Annotated in this window: 9 protein-coding genes and 1 tRNA gene; 1 reads left to right on the forward strand and 9 read right to left on the reverse strand. The window is 69.3% G+C overall.

Annotated features, from left to right (window positions below):
* Positions 1–145: 145 nt before the first annotated feature.
* The 9 genes from FXO19_RS06080 to uvrB form a co-directional block, all read right to left on the reverse strand.
* A complete protein-coding gene (locus FXO19_RS06080; protein ID WP_255516312.1) occupies positions 146–2,038 on the reverse strand; it encodes a glycoside hydrolase family 127 protein in 1,893 nt (630 codons plus the stop codon).
* Positions 2,035–4,185, reverse strand: coding sequence for an SUMF1/EgtB/PvdO family nonheme iron enzyme (locus FXO19_RS06085; RefSeq protein ID WP_149194163.1), 2,151 nt, complete (start codon positions 4,183–4,185; stop codon positions 2,035–2,037). Before FXO19_RS06085 ends, FXO19_RS06080 begins: the two co-directional genes overlap by 4 nt.
* Positions 4,186–4,363: 178 nt before the next feature.
* A complete protein-coding gene (locus tag FXO19_RS06090) occupies positions 4,364–5,596 on the reverse strand; it encodes a serine hydrolase domain-containing protein (RefSeq protein ID WP_149194164.1) in 1,233 nt (410 codons plus the stop codon).
* Positions 5,597–5,942: 346 nt separating this feature from the next.
* A complete protein-coding gene (locus FXO19_RS06095; RefSeq protein ID WP_149194165.1) occupies positions 5,943–8,105 on the reverse strand; it encodes a TonB-dependent receptor in 2,163 nt (720 codons plus the stop codon).
* Positions 8,106–8,486: 381 nt separating this feature from the next.
* Positions 8,487–9,359, reverse strand: a complete 873-nt coding sequence (locus FXO19_RS06100; RefSeq protein ID WP_149194166.1) for a LysR family transcriptional regulator — start codon at positions 9,357–9,359, stop codon at positions 8,487–8,489.
* Positions 9,360–9,453: 94 nt separating this feature from the next.
* Positions 9,454–11,841: a sodium:solute symporter gene (locus FXO19_RS06105; RefSeq protein WP_255516313.1), complete on the reverse strand. Its 2,388-nt coding sequence runs from the start codon at positions 11,839–11,841 to the stop codon at positions 9,454–9,456.
* Positions 11,842–11,947: 106 nt separating this feature from the next.
* Entirely contained in the window at positions 11,948–12,823 is an 876-nt protein-coding gene (locus tag FXO19_RS06110; RefSeq protein ID WP_149194168.1) for an HpcH/HpaI aldolase/citrate lyase family protein, read from the reverse strand.
* 289 nt (positions 12,824–13,112) lie between these two features.
* A tRNA-Val gene (locus tag FXO19_RS06115) sits at positions 13,113–13,187 on the reverse strand.
* 225 nt (positions 13,188–13,412) lie between these two features.
* Entirely contained in the window at positions 13,413–15,446 is a 2,034-nt protein-coding gene (gene uvrB, locus FXO19_RS06120) for an excinuclease ABC subunit UvrB (protein ID WP_149194169.1), read from the reverse strand.
* A gap of 281 nt (positions 15,447–15,727) precedes the next feature.
* Between uvrB and FXO19_RS06125 the strand changes: the two genes are divergently transcribed.
* Positions 15,728–16,249, forward strand: coding sequence for a GspH/FimT family pseudopilin (locus FXO19_RS06125; protein WP_187775649.1), 522 nt, complete (start codon positions 15,728–15,730; stop codon positions 16,247–16,249).
* Positions 16,250–16,330: the final 81 nt, after the last annotated feature.

The following is a 16,330-nucleotide window of genomic DNA, read 5'->3' on the forward strand; positions in this document are numbered from 1 at the left end:
AGTCCATGGGTTCCCGCCTGCGCGGGAATGACGAGCAAAAGCCGAGTTGTTCAGACCTCTTCAAGGTTGACCCCTCGCCGCCGCGGAAAACAGCGGTGCCGGATATGTTCTGCGAGCACAATTTCTTGGCAAAGTCGAAAAACGGCTACGCCGTTCGCAATTCCGGCGACAGCGACATCCAGGTCAGGCGCCAGCTGCCGTCACGCCGGTCGCCGACGGCGTAGTACGGCGAGAACAACAGCGGCGCCCTGCCCTCCGGCGACAGCCGGATCGCCGGTGCGGCGTCCGGCGCGGACGCCGGCAGCGTCTCCATCCATGCCTCCTCGGGCGTCGCGGGCAGCCGCAGCGTTTCCTCGATCTTGAAGCCGTCGATCAGGCCGGTCGCGTAGACCAGCGGTCCGCGGGTGAGCGCGCACCAGTCGAGACGCAGCACTTCCTGGCGCACCGGCGTGCCGTCTGGCGCACGCGACTCCTGCACGTTGCGGTGGGTCCTGCGGTGCAGCTGCGGCCGTAGCGGGAATGCCAGCGCGATCTCGTCGCCCTCGGCCCAGCGCCGGGTCAGCGCCAGGAATTCGCCGGCGACGGGCACGGACTGCGTTTGCGCCTCTCCGTTCACCGCCACCGAGATCTGTTGCGCCCAGGCCGGGATCCGCAGGCGGACGACGAACTCCGCCGGCTGCCGCGGCGAGACCCGGATCCGGATCCTGCCGTCGAAGGGATAGTCCGTGACCTGCTCGAAGCCCACTTCGCCGGCCCCCGCCACCGGCAACGTCGCCTGCGACGGCCCGTAAAGGTTCACCGAGATCCCGTCGTCCCACAGGCTCCAGGCCAGCGCCGGCAGTTCTTCCAGCGCCATTGCGCCGCTGGACTTGCAGCAGCGCCAGTAGGTCGTGTGCACGCGCCTGCCGTTCGCGAACACGTAGTAGCACCAGTCCTCGCCATCCGGCGCCTGTGCGCCGAGCAGGTCGTTGTAGGCGCTGCGCTCGATCTCCTCGACGAAACGCGCCTGGCCGGTGATCGCGAACAGCTCGCGGTTGAGCTGGATCCACGACAGCGTCGAGCAGGTCTCGACGTAACCGTATGGGCTGAACACGCCCGCCGGATTGAACACCTCGCGCGAGCGGTGCGCCACGCCGCCCCAGGGCCCGCCGCCCAGGGTGAGGTGATGGTTGCGGATGTTGTCCCACATCATTTCCACCGCGCGCAGGTAGCGCGGCTCGCCGGTGGCGCGGTGCAGCTTGGCCAGGCCGACCAGGTTCCACAGCAGTTGGTAGGCCTTGCCCGTCCCGATCTCGGAGGCATCGGCGCCGGCCAGCGCCCGCGTCAGCAACGCCAGGCGCAGATGCGCATCCGCCTGCTCCAGCACCCGCAACGCCAGCTGCAGGTATTTTTCCTCGCTGGTGGCCAGGTGCAGTTCCACCGCCGCGTCGAGCAGCACCGTGGCCGACATGCCGTGGTGGTTGCCGAGGGTGGTGATGTCGATGCCGCCATCGGTGAGCGCATGCAGGCACAGGTCGCCGATGCGCGCCGCGGCGGCAAGGTAGCGCGGTGCCGGGAAGTGCCGGTGCGTTTCCAGCAATCCCAGCACCAGATAGGTGTGGGTCCAGATGTCCCAGGTGCGCAGCGTGGGAGCGCCGTCCCAGGTCTCGGGTTTCGGTGGCTGCGGCCGGGTGAAGCGGCGCTCGGCGGCGTAGTTGCCGAGATAGCCGTCCGCGTCCTGCAGCGCCACCAGATGATCGGCGACCCGTTCCACGTGCGCGCGCAGGGCGGCATCGCCGCTGCGCGCCGCCGCCTTTGCCGCCGCGTACAACCACTTGCCGGCATGCTCGCCGTACCAGTCGCCCTCGTGGTTGCAGGCGGCATGCGCCGGATCGAAGAGCGCGATCGCGGGACTGGTCTCGTCGACGATGAAGCGCGACAGGCGGCCGTGTCGATTCGCGGCCAGCGCATCGCCGAGCAGGCCGCCGAGCACGACCTGCGCCGGCGCCGGAGCGGCCAGCATCGGCACCACGGGCCGGCGCGCAGCGGCGGCGCTCATGCCGCGTCCACCACGCAACGGAAACCGACGCAGCGGGAACGGTCCTTGCACGGCGCCATCAGCAGGTACTTGCCGTGCTGGTCCAGCCGGTACGCCTGCGGGAAGTACCAGTGCGAGGTTTGCGGCCGGTAGCGGCTGCCGCCGCGCAGGATCGCGGCGCGGGTGTGCGCGTCACGGTACTCGTCGGTCCACTGCCAGACGTTGCCGACCAGGTCCAGCACCCCGAACGGACTGGCGCCGCCCGGATGCGCGCCGACATCGGCGGGCGGCGGCGCCTCGCGCCCGAAGCCCGGCGCCGGCACCGCGTGCGGATCCCACTGGTCGCCCCAGGGATAGCGGCGGCCGTCGCCGCCCTGCGCGGCGTACTGCCATTCCCATTCGTGCGGCAGGCGCTTGCCGGCCCAGTGCGCGTACGCACGCGCGTCCTCGATCGACACCCAGGTGACCGGCTTGTCGTCCCAACCCGGCGGCGGCGCGCCGTCGTGCCAGTGGCGCAGGAAGTTGTGTCCGTCGCGCGGACGCCAGCCGCTGGCCTCGAGGAAGGCGCGGAACTCCCGGTTGCTCACCGGATGGCGATCGATGTGGAAGCGGGGCAACTGCATGCGCCGGCGATGGCCGCGGCGCGGGCTGTCTTCCCACGGATACTGCACGTCGACGCCATCCCAGTGATTGCCCTCGATCTCGATGCCGCCGACGACGAAGTCGAAATCCCCGGCCGGGATCGCGACCATGCCCTCGGGCGCCTCGACCACGGGCGCCGTCGGCGCGATCTCCAGCAACCGTTGCGGCAGCGAATGCCACTGCGCCGACAGCGACCGCAGCGACGGCCGCGCACGGGCGGCGGCGAGGAAGCCGTCGAGTCCCTCGATCTCGCTGCCGGCGTCCAGCGCCAGCACCGCCCCGAAACCCCGCGCCTCGAACGCGAACGCCAGCACCGCGTCCTCTCCTGCGAGCCGCGGCGCGAGTTCCTCGCCGTGCCACACGTCGTAGTAGCGGCGACCGTCCCGGTGCGGCACCACGAGTTGCTCGCCGTCGACGCCGGACTCGTGGCGGTTGATCAGCGTCCACAGCGTCATCCCGTCGCCCGGAAAGCGGCTGGCGAAGATGCCCGGCTGCAGGGTCGGCGCGTACGGGCGCCAGTCCAGGCTGACCATCAACGGTGCGAATTGGCGCTCGATGGCGGCGATGCGACGCAGGGTCTCGGCATCGCGCGGGGTGAACTGGTTCCAGATGCCCCATACGTTCTCCCAGGCGTTGTAGCCGACGCCGTTGAAGAGGATGTACTGCAGGTCGTTGTTGCGGTCGCGGCCCCAGCGGTTCTCGTAGTTGATCATGTGCCGCGGCTCGAGCCACTTGAACTTGGCCACCGACGGTACCGGGCCGTCCGGCACCTTCTTGCCCCAGCTCTGCACGTTCCAGATCAGCGCTTCTTCCGCGCTGATGGTGGATTCGGGCTGCAGCACCAACGGGTGGCCGATGGCGTCGCCGGCATCGAAGAACGCACGCGACACGCCGTTGTAGGTGTCGCCGTTGACGCCGTCGGCGCCGACCGCCTTGGCCAGCGCGGCGATCGCGTCCCAGTCGCTCTGCTCCGGCGGACGGGTGCCATGGTCCCAGGGCATGGTCGGCAGGAACACGCGCACGCCGCGGCGATGGAAATCGTCGACCGCGCCGCGCAGGCCTTCCAGCCCGCCGGGAAGGTCATGGGCGAGATCGGTCTTGTTGCGGTCGTCGATGCCGATGTTGGGATAGACGAACCAGATCAGCACGCTGTCGATGCCGCCGAAGCGCGCCTCCAGGTCGTCGAGGTAGCGGTCGACGGTGTAGCGCCCCGCTTCTGGATCGTAGAAGTAGCGGTCCTCCACCATCATCTGCGCGTGCACGAAATTGCGCTGCGCCCACTGCAGTTCCGGCCTGCGGTAGTTGGCATCGTCGTAGCCGATGCGGACCAGGTGCTCGCGGCGCCAGTCGACCAGCTCCGTGATCCAGTCGTCGGCACTGGCGGCCGCGTCGATCATCCACTGGCCGATGTCGGTGAACGGCCAGCCCGGTGCCTTGCCCGGCGTCGGCAGGTAGCGGCCGGTGGTGACGTGGGAGAACTTGTACTCGGTCTGCGGCGGCGTGCGATCGCCGTCGTCGGGGGCCATGTGCCGGGGCACGGATCGGTCTGCAGCGGAAGTCATCGTATCTCGCGGAAAGGAGCGGGAAGAATTGCGGTGGTCGCGCAGGCGGCCAGGCCATCGTACGTGCGCCCCGTCGCGCCCGCGACCGACGCCGGTGGTGCGTCGCCGGTCCGGCGAACGGCGATCCGGGGCGGCAATCGGCTCACTCCAGGCTCTGGTAGACCAGGGTCTGAAAGCGGCCGCCGATGCGCGGCAGATCGCCATCGATCTCGCGCGGCAGGTGCTGCAGCATGAGGATGGCGATCAGGCGCTCGCGCGGATCGAGGGTGAAGCTGGTCGAGGCCGCGCCCGCCCAGCCGAACTGCCCGACCGAGCCCGGGCGCCCGCGCCGGGCGACGTCGAGCACCACGTAGCCGCCGAGCCCGAAGCCCTCGGCGTCACTGAACTGCGTGACCGGCGGATCGAGCATCGTCAGGTGATTCTGCAGCATCAGCTCGACCGTCTTGCGGCCGAGCACGCGCACGCCCTCCAGTTCGCCGCCGTAGAGCAGCATCTGGCAGAAGCGCGCGTAGTCGCCGGCTGTCGAGTACAGGCCGCCTGCCCCGCTCGGGTAAGCGTTCAAGGGTGCGCCGGGACGCTCGGCGCTGGGGCCCTTGTCACGCGTGAGCACGCCGTCGTCACCCATGACGGTGAGGTCGGCGACGCGGCCGCGCTGCGATTCCGGCACCCGGAAGCCGGTGTCGGGCATCCGCAGCGGCGCCAACAGCCGCTGCTGCAGGAACGCATCGAAGGCCTGCCCCGACACGACTTCCACCAGCCGCGCCAGCACCTCGGTCGACGCGCCGTCGTAGCCGAAACGCGTGCCGGGATCGGCGGCGAGCGGCACCCGCGCCAGACGGGCGACGAACCCGCGCAGATCGGAGGCGCCGTGCGGATCGGCGCGTTCGAGCAATTTCACCGCCTCGCCATCGCCTTCCAGTCCGGCCGGGAAACCGGCGGTATGGGTCAGCAGGCCGCGGATCGTGACCGCCGCACGCGCTGGACGCAATCGCGGCGCATCGGCGCTGCCCCCGGCGAACACCATGCGCTCGTCCAGCTCCGGCAGATAGCGCGCAACCGGGTCGTCGAGCGCGATCCGGCCCTCCTCCACCAGCATCAGCACCGCGACCGAGGTGACGGTCTTGGTCATCGAATAGATGCGGAAGATCGCATCGCGCGGCATGGGTTCGCTACGGGCCAAGTCACGGTGGCCGTAGGCCCGCCAGTCGACGATGCGGCCGTCGCGGACGACCAGGGTCACCCCGCCCAGGTAGCCGCCCGCACCGGTGACCTCGTCCATGAAGCCGTGCAGGCGCGCCAGGCGCGACGGCGAGACGCCCACGTCCGTCGGTGCGGCCAACGGCAGCGGCGACGCGGCGGCCGCAGCGAAGGTCATCGCGCATGCCAGCAAGGCAACGATGCCGTTCCATTGGATAAAGGGCGATCGGGAGCTAGGGCTCCCCCACTTCTTCTGGCCCTTGCTTTTTCCCCCTTTGAAGAAGGGGGATTCAGGGGGGCGAGGGCCGCCGCTTGCAAGCCATCGGCTTGCGGCTGATCGAGCGCCCTCGCGTAAGCGAGGGCCGGGAATCGCGCCGCGATTTGCTTTAGCTGTTACGCCGTCGGGCGCCCAGCAAATCCCCCGCAGCCCCCCTTTTTCAAAGGGGGGAAAGGCAGGAGCGATTTGAAAGCGGGGCGGACTGCGGAAGATATCTGGAACCTCGGGTCGAACCGGGCCGGCGGCGTCAGAACGTGATCGTATGCGTGACCGAGAACATCCGGCCGCGCCCGGCGAAGTAGTTCTTCCAGAAATCGATCTGCGACCAGCTGAGGATGTAGTACTTGTCGGTCAGGTTCTCGATGCCCAGCGAAAGGCGGCCGTAACGCTCGAAGTCGTAGTTCACGGTCAGGTCGAACAGGGTGTAGCCCTCGGTGTGCTCCTCGGCCCAGGCCTGGTCGTCCGGCAGGCCCTCGTTGAGGTCGCGATCGAACAGCATGGTCGCGCCCAGGGTCACGTCGCCGCGCGGCGAGAAGTTCCAGGTGGCCGCCGCCGACAGCTTGTCCGGGCTGATGTCGTTGATACCCATCTCGCGGTCCAGCGGACCCGCGCCGCCGAAGGTGGTCTTGCCGCGGATGCGCGAGTACAGGGCGGTCAGGCGCCAGTCGTCCGAAGGCCGGAACTCGCTCGAGGCCTCGAAGCCCTTGATCTCGACCGGCGCGCGGCTGAGGATGAAATCCTCGGTCGCCGGATCGATGATCAGCGACGAGCCGAAGTCGGAATTGCTCTCGTAGTAGGACGCGCCCAGGCTCGCGCGCGCGCCGCGCCAGTTGAAGCCGATCTCGCGGTTGTCGACGACGATCGCCTGCAGGTCGACGAACCCTTCCACCGTCTGCCCCGGCTCGCTGATGTTGCGCAGCGGAATGCCGACGTTGGGCAGGCTGAATCCCTCGCTGTAGGAGGCGTATACCGACCAGGCGTCGGCGATGCGCCAGATCGCGCCGATGTTGGGCAGGTTCTCCTGGTAGTCGAGCGTGCCGCCCTGGACGAAGGCGCGGTTGCGGTACCAGGTGGTGGCGTAGTCGTCGACCTCCAACTCGCCGTCCTCGCGGCGCATGCCGCCGCTCACGGTGACCGGGCCGATGTCCCAGGAGAGCTGGGCGTAGGGCGCGGTGCTCTTGTAGACCATCGGCGGCACCCAGACGCGATTGGTGATGGCCAGGAGCTGCTGCGCCTCGTCCTCGACCACGTCCACGCCCGCCCGCAGTTCGAGGCCGTCGATGTCGAACAGCGACGAACGCGTCCATGACACCCGCGCACCCTTCTTCTCGGTCGCGATCTCGGACTGGTCGATCAGCTCGCCGATCGGGGCGATGTCCGGGTCCTGGCGGTCGATGCCGTCCTCGGCGGGATAGCGCATCGCCTGGCTGGCGCGGTAGACGTCGGCCGTCAGGCTGCCGCCGAAGAGGTCGGCGTTGCTGTAGGACAGCGCGTACTGGCGGAAGTCGTTGAACTCGGTCATCGAGCCCAGCGGCGGGATCCGGATCGAGGAATCGGTGATGCCCTGCTCGCGATCGCCCTCGACCCAGGAATAGTTGCCCTTGCCGGTGATCTCGAAGCGGCTGGCGGAGAGTTGCAGGCGCTGCATGCCGGCCTCGCCGAAGTTCATGCCCCACTTCAGGAACAGGTTGTCGGCCTCGCTGTCGTTGGTCGAGCCGCTGGCGTTCATGCCCACGCGGCGCCCGTTCGCGTCCCAGGCCATGCCGCGGTCGAGGAACGAAGCCGCGGCCAGCAGGTCGTAGCCCTCGTTCTTGTGGGTCACGGTGAGCCCGGCCTTCCAGGCGTCGCTGTCCTCGCGGAACTGGGTGGAATAGCGCGAAGTGAGCGTGGCCTGCGTTCCCTCCTCGGTCGGGGTCTTGGAGAGATAGTTGATGATGCCGCCGGCGGCGCCGATGCCCTCGGCCGCGGAGGGCCCGTTGATCACCTCGATGCGGCCGATGATGCCCATGTCGGTGAAGGTGCCCGAACGATTGCCCTCGCGCAGCGGCGAGCCCTGCGGGATGCCGTCGAACAGGCGCAGCGCGGTGCGGCCGCGCAGGGTCTCGCCGAGATTGCTCATCGCCTGCGAGGATTCCGAATACCCCGGCACTGAACGCGCCAGCACCGCGGTGGCGTCCTCACTCAACGTCAGCGAGCGCTGCACTTCCTCCTGCGACACGATCGTGACCGCGCCCGGGATCTTGTCGACGGCCCTGGGACTGCGCGAGCCGGTGACGACCATGCGGTCGAGATCGGTCGTGGCGGTCGTGGCCTGAGCCGCTGGATCCTCCGCCGCTTCCTCCTGCGCATGGATGACGGGTGCGGTGGCAAGCAATGCGCAGGCGATCGCGACGGAGAGTGGTGTCTTCATTGGGTATGGTCTCTGCTGGTTCGGGTGGCCCCGGTATGCCGCGATGGCAGCCCGTGCTCGTGCGACAAGGCGGCCGGCATTCCGCCGCCGCTCGCTCGCGACGCCCTCCCGGCGCCGACCCGATCGGGTCGCAGGCAGCGTAGGCGTAGCGTCGATGGCGTCACAGCGGCGCGGCCTATGTTCAGAGATCAGGTTTTCTTGCCTATCAAGCAGCAAAAGATTTGCTGCGGTGCAGCAACAGCGAGAGCAACGGGGCAGCTTCGTAGGAGCGCGCCATGCGCGCGATGCCCGCGCCGCATGACAAATGCAGCAGCGGCTTCGGACATGCTGCTGCTGCCGAAGTCGCGTGAACCGGGTCAACGGCGCCGGCATCGCGCGCTCCTACGAATCGACGGTTTGGCGCGCCTCTTCGAGCAACACATTGACCAGGCGAATGCGCACGCTCGAGCGCGACCACACCGCGCCGATGCGCCGCGGCTCCACCAGCTCCGGCAACGGCATCCGCACCAGGTCCAGTCCCTCCGGCCACGGCCGCGCCCAGTCCGGGACCAGCGACACGCCCAGGCCGCGGTCGACCATCACCGCGATCGCGTTGAGCGCATTGACCTCGAACCGCTCCAGCGGCGTGATCCCGGCCTGTCGCAGGTACTCGTCGGCCTGGCGGCCGCCCCACTGGTTGCGGTCGTAGCGGATCAGCGGCTCGTTCGCCAGCAAGTCGTGCGGATCGCGACCGGCGAAGCGCCGCGGCGCCAGCACCACCAGCGGCTCCTCGCGCAGCAGCTGCCAGTCGCAGGTCTTGGGCAGCGCGTACGGCGCCTGCAGCACGATCGCCGCGTCCAGGTCGCCGGCCTCCACCGCGCGGTACAGGTCGGCCGAGTACCCGGGGCGGATGAAGACGTTGATCTGCGGAAAGGCCTCCACCATCCGCGCCAGGACATCCGGCAGGATGCCCGCCAGCCCGGTCGGACAGGCGCCGATCCGCAGCTCGCCCGCCAGCGTGCTGTCGTTGGCCACGCTGCGCAGGTCGGACACGCCGCGCAACAGGTCGCGGGCGCGCGTGAGGATCCGCGCGCCCGGCTCGGTCACGCTGACGGTGCGCCCGGCGCGGGCGATCAGCGGCGCGCCGATCTCGCGCTCCAACGTGCGGATCTGCTGCGCCACCGCCGCCGGGGTGATGTTGAGCAGGCGCGCGGCGGCGGCCATCGAACCATGGTCGGCGACGGCCACGAAGGTCTTGAGGAATTGCGTGTCCACGTCACCGCTCCGGAGTCGAGGGCCTACGCTACCGGACCGGCGGCGTGCGCGGGAGCGCCGGAAGTCCTGCATCGACGGCTGCAAGGCGTTGCGCTCACGGCGTTTCGTCGGGCTGGGTGTCGTGGATGGTCAGGCCGGCCAGCGACTGCGCCGGCGGCGGGAACAGGAAACTCGCCAGGTAGCCCACCACGATACAGACCAGGATCGAGATCGCGAGATAGAAATAGGAGTGCACCAGGTCGATCGACCAGGCCGCCAGGGTCAGCAGGATGGCGCTGGCGATGCCGATCGCCACGCCGGGCGCATTGGCGCGGCGGGTGAACATGCCCAGCGTGTAGGCGCCGGCGAAGCCGCCGCCGAGCAGGCCGAACAGCTCGATCGAGACGTCGAACAGCGAATGGATGTCCAGCCGCGACAGCAGCAACGCCAGGCCGATGCCCACCAGCCCCACCAGCACGCCGACGATCTCCGCGAAGCGCACGCTCGCCTTCTGCGTCGGGTGCTTCGCCAACCGCTCGTAGAAGTCCACCGACGCCAGGGTCGAGACGCTGTTGATGATGCTCGACAGCGTCGACATGGCCGCGGCGAAGATGCCGGCGACGATCAGCCCGGTCACGCCCATCGGCAGTTCGGCGGCGATGAACAGCGGAAACGTCGCGTCGATCGGCAGCAGCGGATCCATGCGCTCGGGATGCGACTTGTAGTAGACGTACAGCGCGGTGCCGATGCCGTAGAACAGGCAGCCGCCGGGGATCATCATCGCCGCAAACATCCACACCGAGCGTCCGGCCTCGCGGCCGGACTTGGTCGACAGCACGCGCTGCATCAGCACCTGGTCCTTGGGGAAGGTCAGCACCACGTCGAACAGCACCAGGAACAGGAAACCCCACACCGTCGCCTGGGTCAGGTCGAAGCTGAAATCCAGCAGCTTCATCTTGTCCTCGGCCATCGCCGTGGCCATGAACTCCGGCACGCCGCCGTTGATGTTCAGCAGGATGAAGCCAATCGCGAACAGCGCGCCGCCGAACATCACGAACACCTGCACGAAGTCCGTCCAGACCACCGCCTTCATGCCGCCAAGCGTGGTGTAGAGGATGGTGAAGCCGCCCATGATCAGCACGCTCCAGACCACGTCGATGCCGGTGATGGTGGCGATTGCCAGCGACGGCAGGAACAGGATCACGCTCATGCGGCTGCCGATCTGCACCAGGATGCACAGGGCGCTGGCGATCATGCGGATCGCCGGATGGAAGCGCGTTTCCAGGTAAGTGAACACCGACATCAGGTCCAGCCGCCGCAGCAGCGGCACGATCCACACCGCCACGAACATCAGCCCGAACACCGCGAGCAGGTTGTTGGTCAGGTATTGCCAGTTGCTCTCGAACGCCTTGGCCGGAATGGCGATGAAGCTGATCGAGCTGACATTGGTGGCGTACAGGCTCACGCCCGCCACCCAGAACGGGATCGAGCGACCGCCGACGAAGAAGTCCGCGGTGGAGGCATGGCGGTCGCGCGCGTAGAAGAACACGCCGATGCCGACCATCGCCGCCAAGTAGAACGCCATGACGATCCAGTCGAGCCAGCGCAGCAGCAGCCGGCCGGACTCGATCTCCGACGCCGCCAGTCGCGTGGTGCCAGCGGCGGCCTCGCTCCACAGCAGGCCGTTGTTCCAGGCCGTCGCCGCGCGCACGTCCCCGACCCCGCCCCCCGGCGGGGCCGTCCAGGCGCCGGTGATGGCGTGATAGCTCATGATCGCGGACGCGTCGCCAGCGTCGACGACGAACAGCAGGTGCGCCTGGCCGAGCGCTCGCCCGGCGCCTGCCAGAATCCGGCCCGGCGCGTCGCCGAGCGTTTCCCAGCCGGCGTCCGGCGACCAGCGCAGCATCCGGTCGGGGCCGCCGTCATGCGCATGCGCGGCGGCGAGGTAGCTCGCCGTCGCGGTGGCGACCAGCGCCCGCGGCGTGCCGCCGCCGGGCCATCCATCGCGGACGCGCCAATCGCCTGCGCCGGCCGCGAGCGTCAACAGCCGCGGCGCGCCCGCCTCGTCCACACCCGCCAGCTGCAGCGCGCCGCCGCGTGCGGCGCCTCTCGCCTGCGACAGCGTCATCGGCAGTCCGGGCAAGGCGTGCGATGCCAGCGTGCCGCCTTCGAGCGTCAGACGCAGCGCCCGATCGACCTGCCGAGGCGCGGCGCGCGGCGCGAGCAGCAGGAACGCCATGCCGTCCTGCGCACCGACGCCGCCGGCGACGACGGTGCCGTCGGGCGGACGCCACGACGTGCGTCGCCACTGCCCGTCCTGCAGCAGCCGGGCTTCGCCGTCGGCCAGCGCGACCGGCGTTCCCGTCACGGCGACCAGTACCTCCGGCGCCGGCGCATCCGCCGGCCACGCGGCCACGGTGCTGGTCCGCAGCGTGGACAGGCTCTCCGCCGCCGCCGCGACATTCGCCAGCGCCAGCAGCGCGATCGCGACCAGCAGCCGCACCGCATGCCGCGCCCGACGGCCTGCGCCGTGGGGCGTGTCCGGAATCGTCGGACTGAGGGCGCCGCGACGGCGCGCGCGATGACCGGCAGGCGACGGCGGCAAGGCCTCAGCGCGCGGCATCGTGCCCGCCGGCTCCGGCGGCCTCGGCGAGAATCGCCTGCGCGCGCCTGAGGAACGGCAGGTCGATCATCTTGCCGTCGACGACGAAGGCGCCGCGGCCTTCGTCCGCCGCCTGCGCCGCCGCGGCCACGATCCGGCGCGCCTGCGCCAGGTCCGGCTCCGCGGCGCGGAAGATCTCGTTCGCCCAGGCCACCTGCCGCGGGTGCACGCAGCTCTTGCCACGGTAGCCCAGCCGCCGCGCGAGTTCGGCCTCGGCACGGAACCCGGCCTCGTCATCGAGCAGCGGATAGGCGCTGTCGCAGACGAACCGGCCGCTCTCGGCGGCCGCCACCCGCAGCGCGAACAGCGCGGCGTGCACGTTGTCGGCGCTGCGCCGCTCGATCCCGTGCGGCTCGAACAGGTCGCCGAGCCCCAGTTGCAGCCCCGCCACGCGCGGATGCGCGTCCGCGATCGCGGACGCCTGCCGCAGCGCCCGCGCGCTTTCGATGTTGACCAGCAATCCGATCGGCGACTGCACGCCGTTGCGGCGCTCGGCCTCCTCCAACGCCGCTGCCGCCTGCCGTACCTCGTCGGCGCTTTCCGCCTTGGGCAGGTTCAGCAACGCCACGCCCGGACGCGCGAACGCGTCGAGATCGGCGGAGAAATGCGGCGACGCCAGCGCGTTGACGCGCACGATCACCAGCTTCCGCGAGCGCGCCACCGCCCCGGAACCGAGGAAATCGGCGATCTGCGCGCGCGCCTGCGCCTTGGCCGCCTCCGGCACCGAATCCTCGACGTCGAACGACACCGCATCCGCGTCCCCGGCGAACGCCTTGGCGAACAACTCCGCCCGCGAGCCCGGCACGAACAGCTTGCTACGCATGGTGCGGCCCCTTCATGGCGCGCAGTGTGCGGGAACGGAACGCGATAAAAAATCGCTTCGCCCATTTTCAAACGTCACTTTTTCTTCCGTGCCGTTTGCGCGCAGCGCGCGCGCCGGAAGACCGTCCCGACGCCGCGATCGGTCCGCGGATGCTGCGCCACAGCCGTGGGCGTTCGCCGCAGCGGCAGGCGAAAGTCATCGGAGCCGGCCCGGGCGGCACCGGGTAGCCGAAACGCGAACGGCGCCGCCTGAAGGCCGCGCCGTTGCCGGGAATCCCACCGATCGCCGGTGGTGGGCGGTACAGGGTTCGAACCTGTGACCCCTACCATGTCAAGGTAGTGCTCTACCGCTGAGCTAACCGCCCGGATGCCTGCGCAGAGGGCCGCGCAGGGCCGCGAATTCTACCCCGGCGCCCCGCCCGCCACAACCGGCGCCCATTCCTGACGTAGGAGCGCGCCACGCGCGCGATGCCGGCGCCGTATGACGTGCGGGGTGGCTTCGGACAGGTTGTGGCCACCGACGCCATGCGGGCCGGCCGACGGCGCCGGCATCGCGCGCATGGCGCGCTCCTACGAGGGCCCGGACCAATTCAGCTGACCAGGGTCGCTTCCTTCAGCTGGCGGATGCGGTCGCGGACCTGCGCCGCCTCCTCGAACTCGAGGTCGCGGGCGTGCTGGTACATCTGCTGCTCCAGCGCCTTGAGCTTGGCCGCCAGCTGCGCGGGGCCGAGTTTCGCGTAGTCCTCGGCCTCCTCCGCCACCCTGCGGCCCTTGCCGCGGCCGCGCTTCTCCAGCGCCGGCTCGGGGCGGGCGCCCTCCATGATGTCCATCACCGCCCGGGCGATCGATTTCGGGGTGATGCCGTGCTCGAGGTTGTACTCGACCTGCTTCTGGCGGCGGCGGTCGGTCTCATCGAGCGCGGCCTGCATCGAGCGCGTCACCCGGTCGGCGTACAGGATCGCCTTGCCGCGCAGGTTGCGCGCGGCGCGGCCGATGGTCTGGATCAGCGAGCCGGCCGAGCGCAGGAAGCCTTCCTTGTCGGCGTCCAGGATCGCCACCAGCGACACCTCCGGCATGTCCAGGCCTTCGCGCAGCAGGTTGATGCCGACCAGCACGTCGAAATTGCCAAGGCGCAGGTCGCGGATGATCTCCACTCGCTCCACCGTGTCGATGTCCGAATGCAGGTAGCGCACCCGCACGCCATGCTCGCCCAGGTACTCGGTCAGGTTCTCGGCCATGCGCTTGGTCAGGGTGGTGATCAGCACCCGGTCGCCCATGGCGACGCGCTCGGTGATCTCGCCGAGCACGTCGTCGACCTGGGTGGCGACCGGGCGGATCTCGACCTCGGGATCGATCAGGCCGGTCGGCCGCACCACCAGCTCCACCACTTCGCCCTCGGACTCGCGCTGCTCGTACGGGCCGGGCGTGGCCGAGACGAAGATCGTACGCGGCGAACGCTCCTCCCACTCCTCGAACTTCAACGGCCGGTTGTCCAGCGCCGACGGCAGCCGGAAACCGAACTCCACCAGCGTCTCCTTGCGCGAGCGGTCGCCCTTGTACATGGCGCCGATCTGCGGGACGGTGACGTGCGACTCGTCGATCACCAGCAGCGCGTCGGGCGGCAGGTAGTCGAACAGGGTCGGCGGCGGCTCGCCCGGCAGCCGCCGGGTCATGTGCCGGGAATAGTTCTCGATGCCGTTGCAGAACCCGACCTCGGCCATCATCTCCAGGTCGAACTGGGTGCGCTGCGCCAGCCGCTGCGCCTCGACCAGCTTGTTCTGCGCGTACAGCTGCTCCAGGCGCTCCTTCAGCTCGACCTTGATCGTCTCCACCGCGTTGAGCACGCTCTCGCGGGTGCTGGCGTAGTGGGTCTTCGGGTAGACCGTGTAGCGCGGCACCTTGCGCTGCACCTCTCCGGTCAGCGGGTCGAACAGGCTGAGGTTCTCGACCTCGCCGTCGAACAGCTCGATGCGCAGCGCCTCGGCATCGGACTCGGCCGGGTGCACGTCGATCACCTCGCCGCGCACCCGGTAGGTGCCGCGGCGCAGCTCGGTGTCGTTGCGGGTGTACTGCAACTCGGTCAGCTGGCGGATCAGCGCGCGCTGCTCGATGCGCTCGCCGCGGGCCAGGATCAGCCGCAGCTTCAGGTAGTCCTCGGGATCGCCCAGGCCGTAGATCGCCGACACCGTGGCCACGATGATTGCGTCGGGCCGCGACAGCAGCGCCTTGGTCGCCGCCAGCCGCATCTGCTCGATGTGGTCGTTGATCGAGCTGTCCTTCTCGATGTACGTGTCCGACGACGGCACGTAGGCCTCAGGCTGGTAGTAGTCGTAGTAGCTGACGAAGTACTCGACCGCGTTGTTCGGGAAGAACGACTTGAACTCCCCGTACAGCTGCGCCGCCAGGGTCTTGTTCGGCGCCATCACCAGGGTTGGCTTCTGCACCGCCTGGATCACGTTGGCGATGGTGTAGGTCTTGCCCGAGCCGGTCACCCCGAGCAGGGTCTGCCGGGCCAGCCCGGACTCGAAGCCTTCGATCAGGCGCGCGATCGCCTGCGGCTGCTCACCGGCGGGCGAGTACGGCGAGACGAGGCGGAAACCGGCGGATTGGTCGGTGTCGTTCATGTGGGGGAAGATGGTCGGGGGCGGACAAACGATCAGTCTAGACCCTCGCGGAGATGGGGGCATGACCGCGGCCGGACAACTCGTCGACCAGAGGACCGGTGGCAGGATGCGCTTCCCACGCGCGGTGGCGCGTCGGCTTGATGGCTCGCGGTGTATCGCCGCAATGTCCGGCACCTACGACCAGTTCGGGATTTTTCCTACGCCGACGCCCGGAATCGCCGATACCGCCCAAGCCCCGCCATCCAGCACTCTGCGGCCTCCACCCCGGCAGGAAGCCAACCATGACCCGCAAGGACGCAGGATTCACCCTGATCGAGGCGATGACTGTGCTGGCCGTCATCGCCGTCACCCTCACATTGGGACTCCCCGCCTTCGGCGAGGTGCTGCAGCGGCACCGCATCAGCACCACGATGCACCTGATCAGCGCTGACCTGGCAATGGCGCGCGGCAGCGCCGTCATGCGCAGCGAAGAGATCGTAATCTGCCCCCGGACAGCCGACCGGCACTGTCAAGATGGGCATGACTGGGCGTCCGGATGGCTGGTCTTCCGTGACCCGGATGGCAACCGTCAGCCCGACGCATCCAGCGACATTCTTCGCTCCAGCGACGCCCCCCTCGGCAAAGACCTCGATCTGCACGCCACCCGCAAGTTCCTCCGCTACCAGCGCGATGGGCGTAGCGCCGGCACGCCGCTCAGCGTGAAGATTTGCCGCCGGGACACGCTCGCCGGCAAGGTCGTGGTGAGCAACCTGGGGCGAATCCGCAGCGAGCGCCCGAATCGGCCGACACCTTGCTTTGGCTGACGCCTCGAGTCGGCCGGTTCTCCTGCCCCTAGCGATCTCTCAGAATGGCCCGCGGGAACATGAACCGACCGCCAGCCATCC

It is taken from the genome of Luteimonas suaedae, from assembly GCF_008312895.1.
Taxonomy (GTDB): Bacteria; Pseudomonadota; Gammaproteobacteria; order Xanthomonadales; family Xanthomonadaceae; genus Luteimonas; species Luteimonas suaedae.

What these genes read in the sequence shown, in the direction of transcription:
- FXO19_RS06090 (WP_149194164.1), bottom strand. Translation starts at nt 5,596, where the DNA reads ATGACCTTCGCTGCGGCCGCCGCGTCGCCGCTGCCGTTGGCCGCACCG.
- FXO19_RS06095 (WP_149194165.1), bottom strand. Translation starts at nt 8,105, where the DNA reads ATGAAGACACCACTCTCCGTCGCGATCGCCTGCGCATTGCTTGCCACC.
- FXO19_RS06125 (WP_187775649.1), top strand. Translation starts at nt 15,728, where the DNA reads ATGACCCGCAAGGACGCAGGATTCACCCTGATCGAGGCGATGACTGTG.
- FXO19_RS06085 (WP_149194163.1), bottom strand. Translation starts at nt 4,185, where the DNA reads ATGGCCCCCGACGACGGCGATCGCACGCCGCCGCAGACCGAGTACAAG.
- FXO19_RS06110 (WP_149194168.1), bottom strand. Translation starts at nt 12,823, where the DNA reads ATGCGTAGCAAGCTGTTCGTGCCGGGCTCGCGGGCGGAGTTGTTCGCC.
- uvrB (WP_149194169.1), bottom strand. Translation starts at nt 15,446, where the DNA reads ATGAACGACACCGACCAATCCGCCGGTTTCCGCCTCGTCTCGCCGTAC.
- FXO19_RS06080 (WP_255516312.1), bottom strand. Translation starts at nt 2,038, where the DNA reads ATGAGCGCCGCCGCTGCGCGCCGGCCCGTGGTGCCGATGCTGGCCGCT.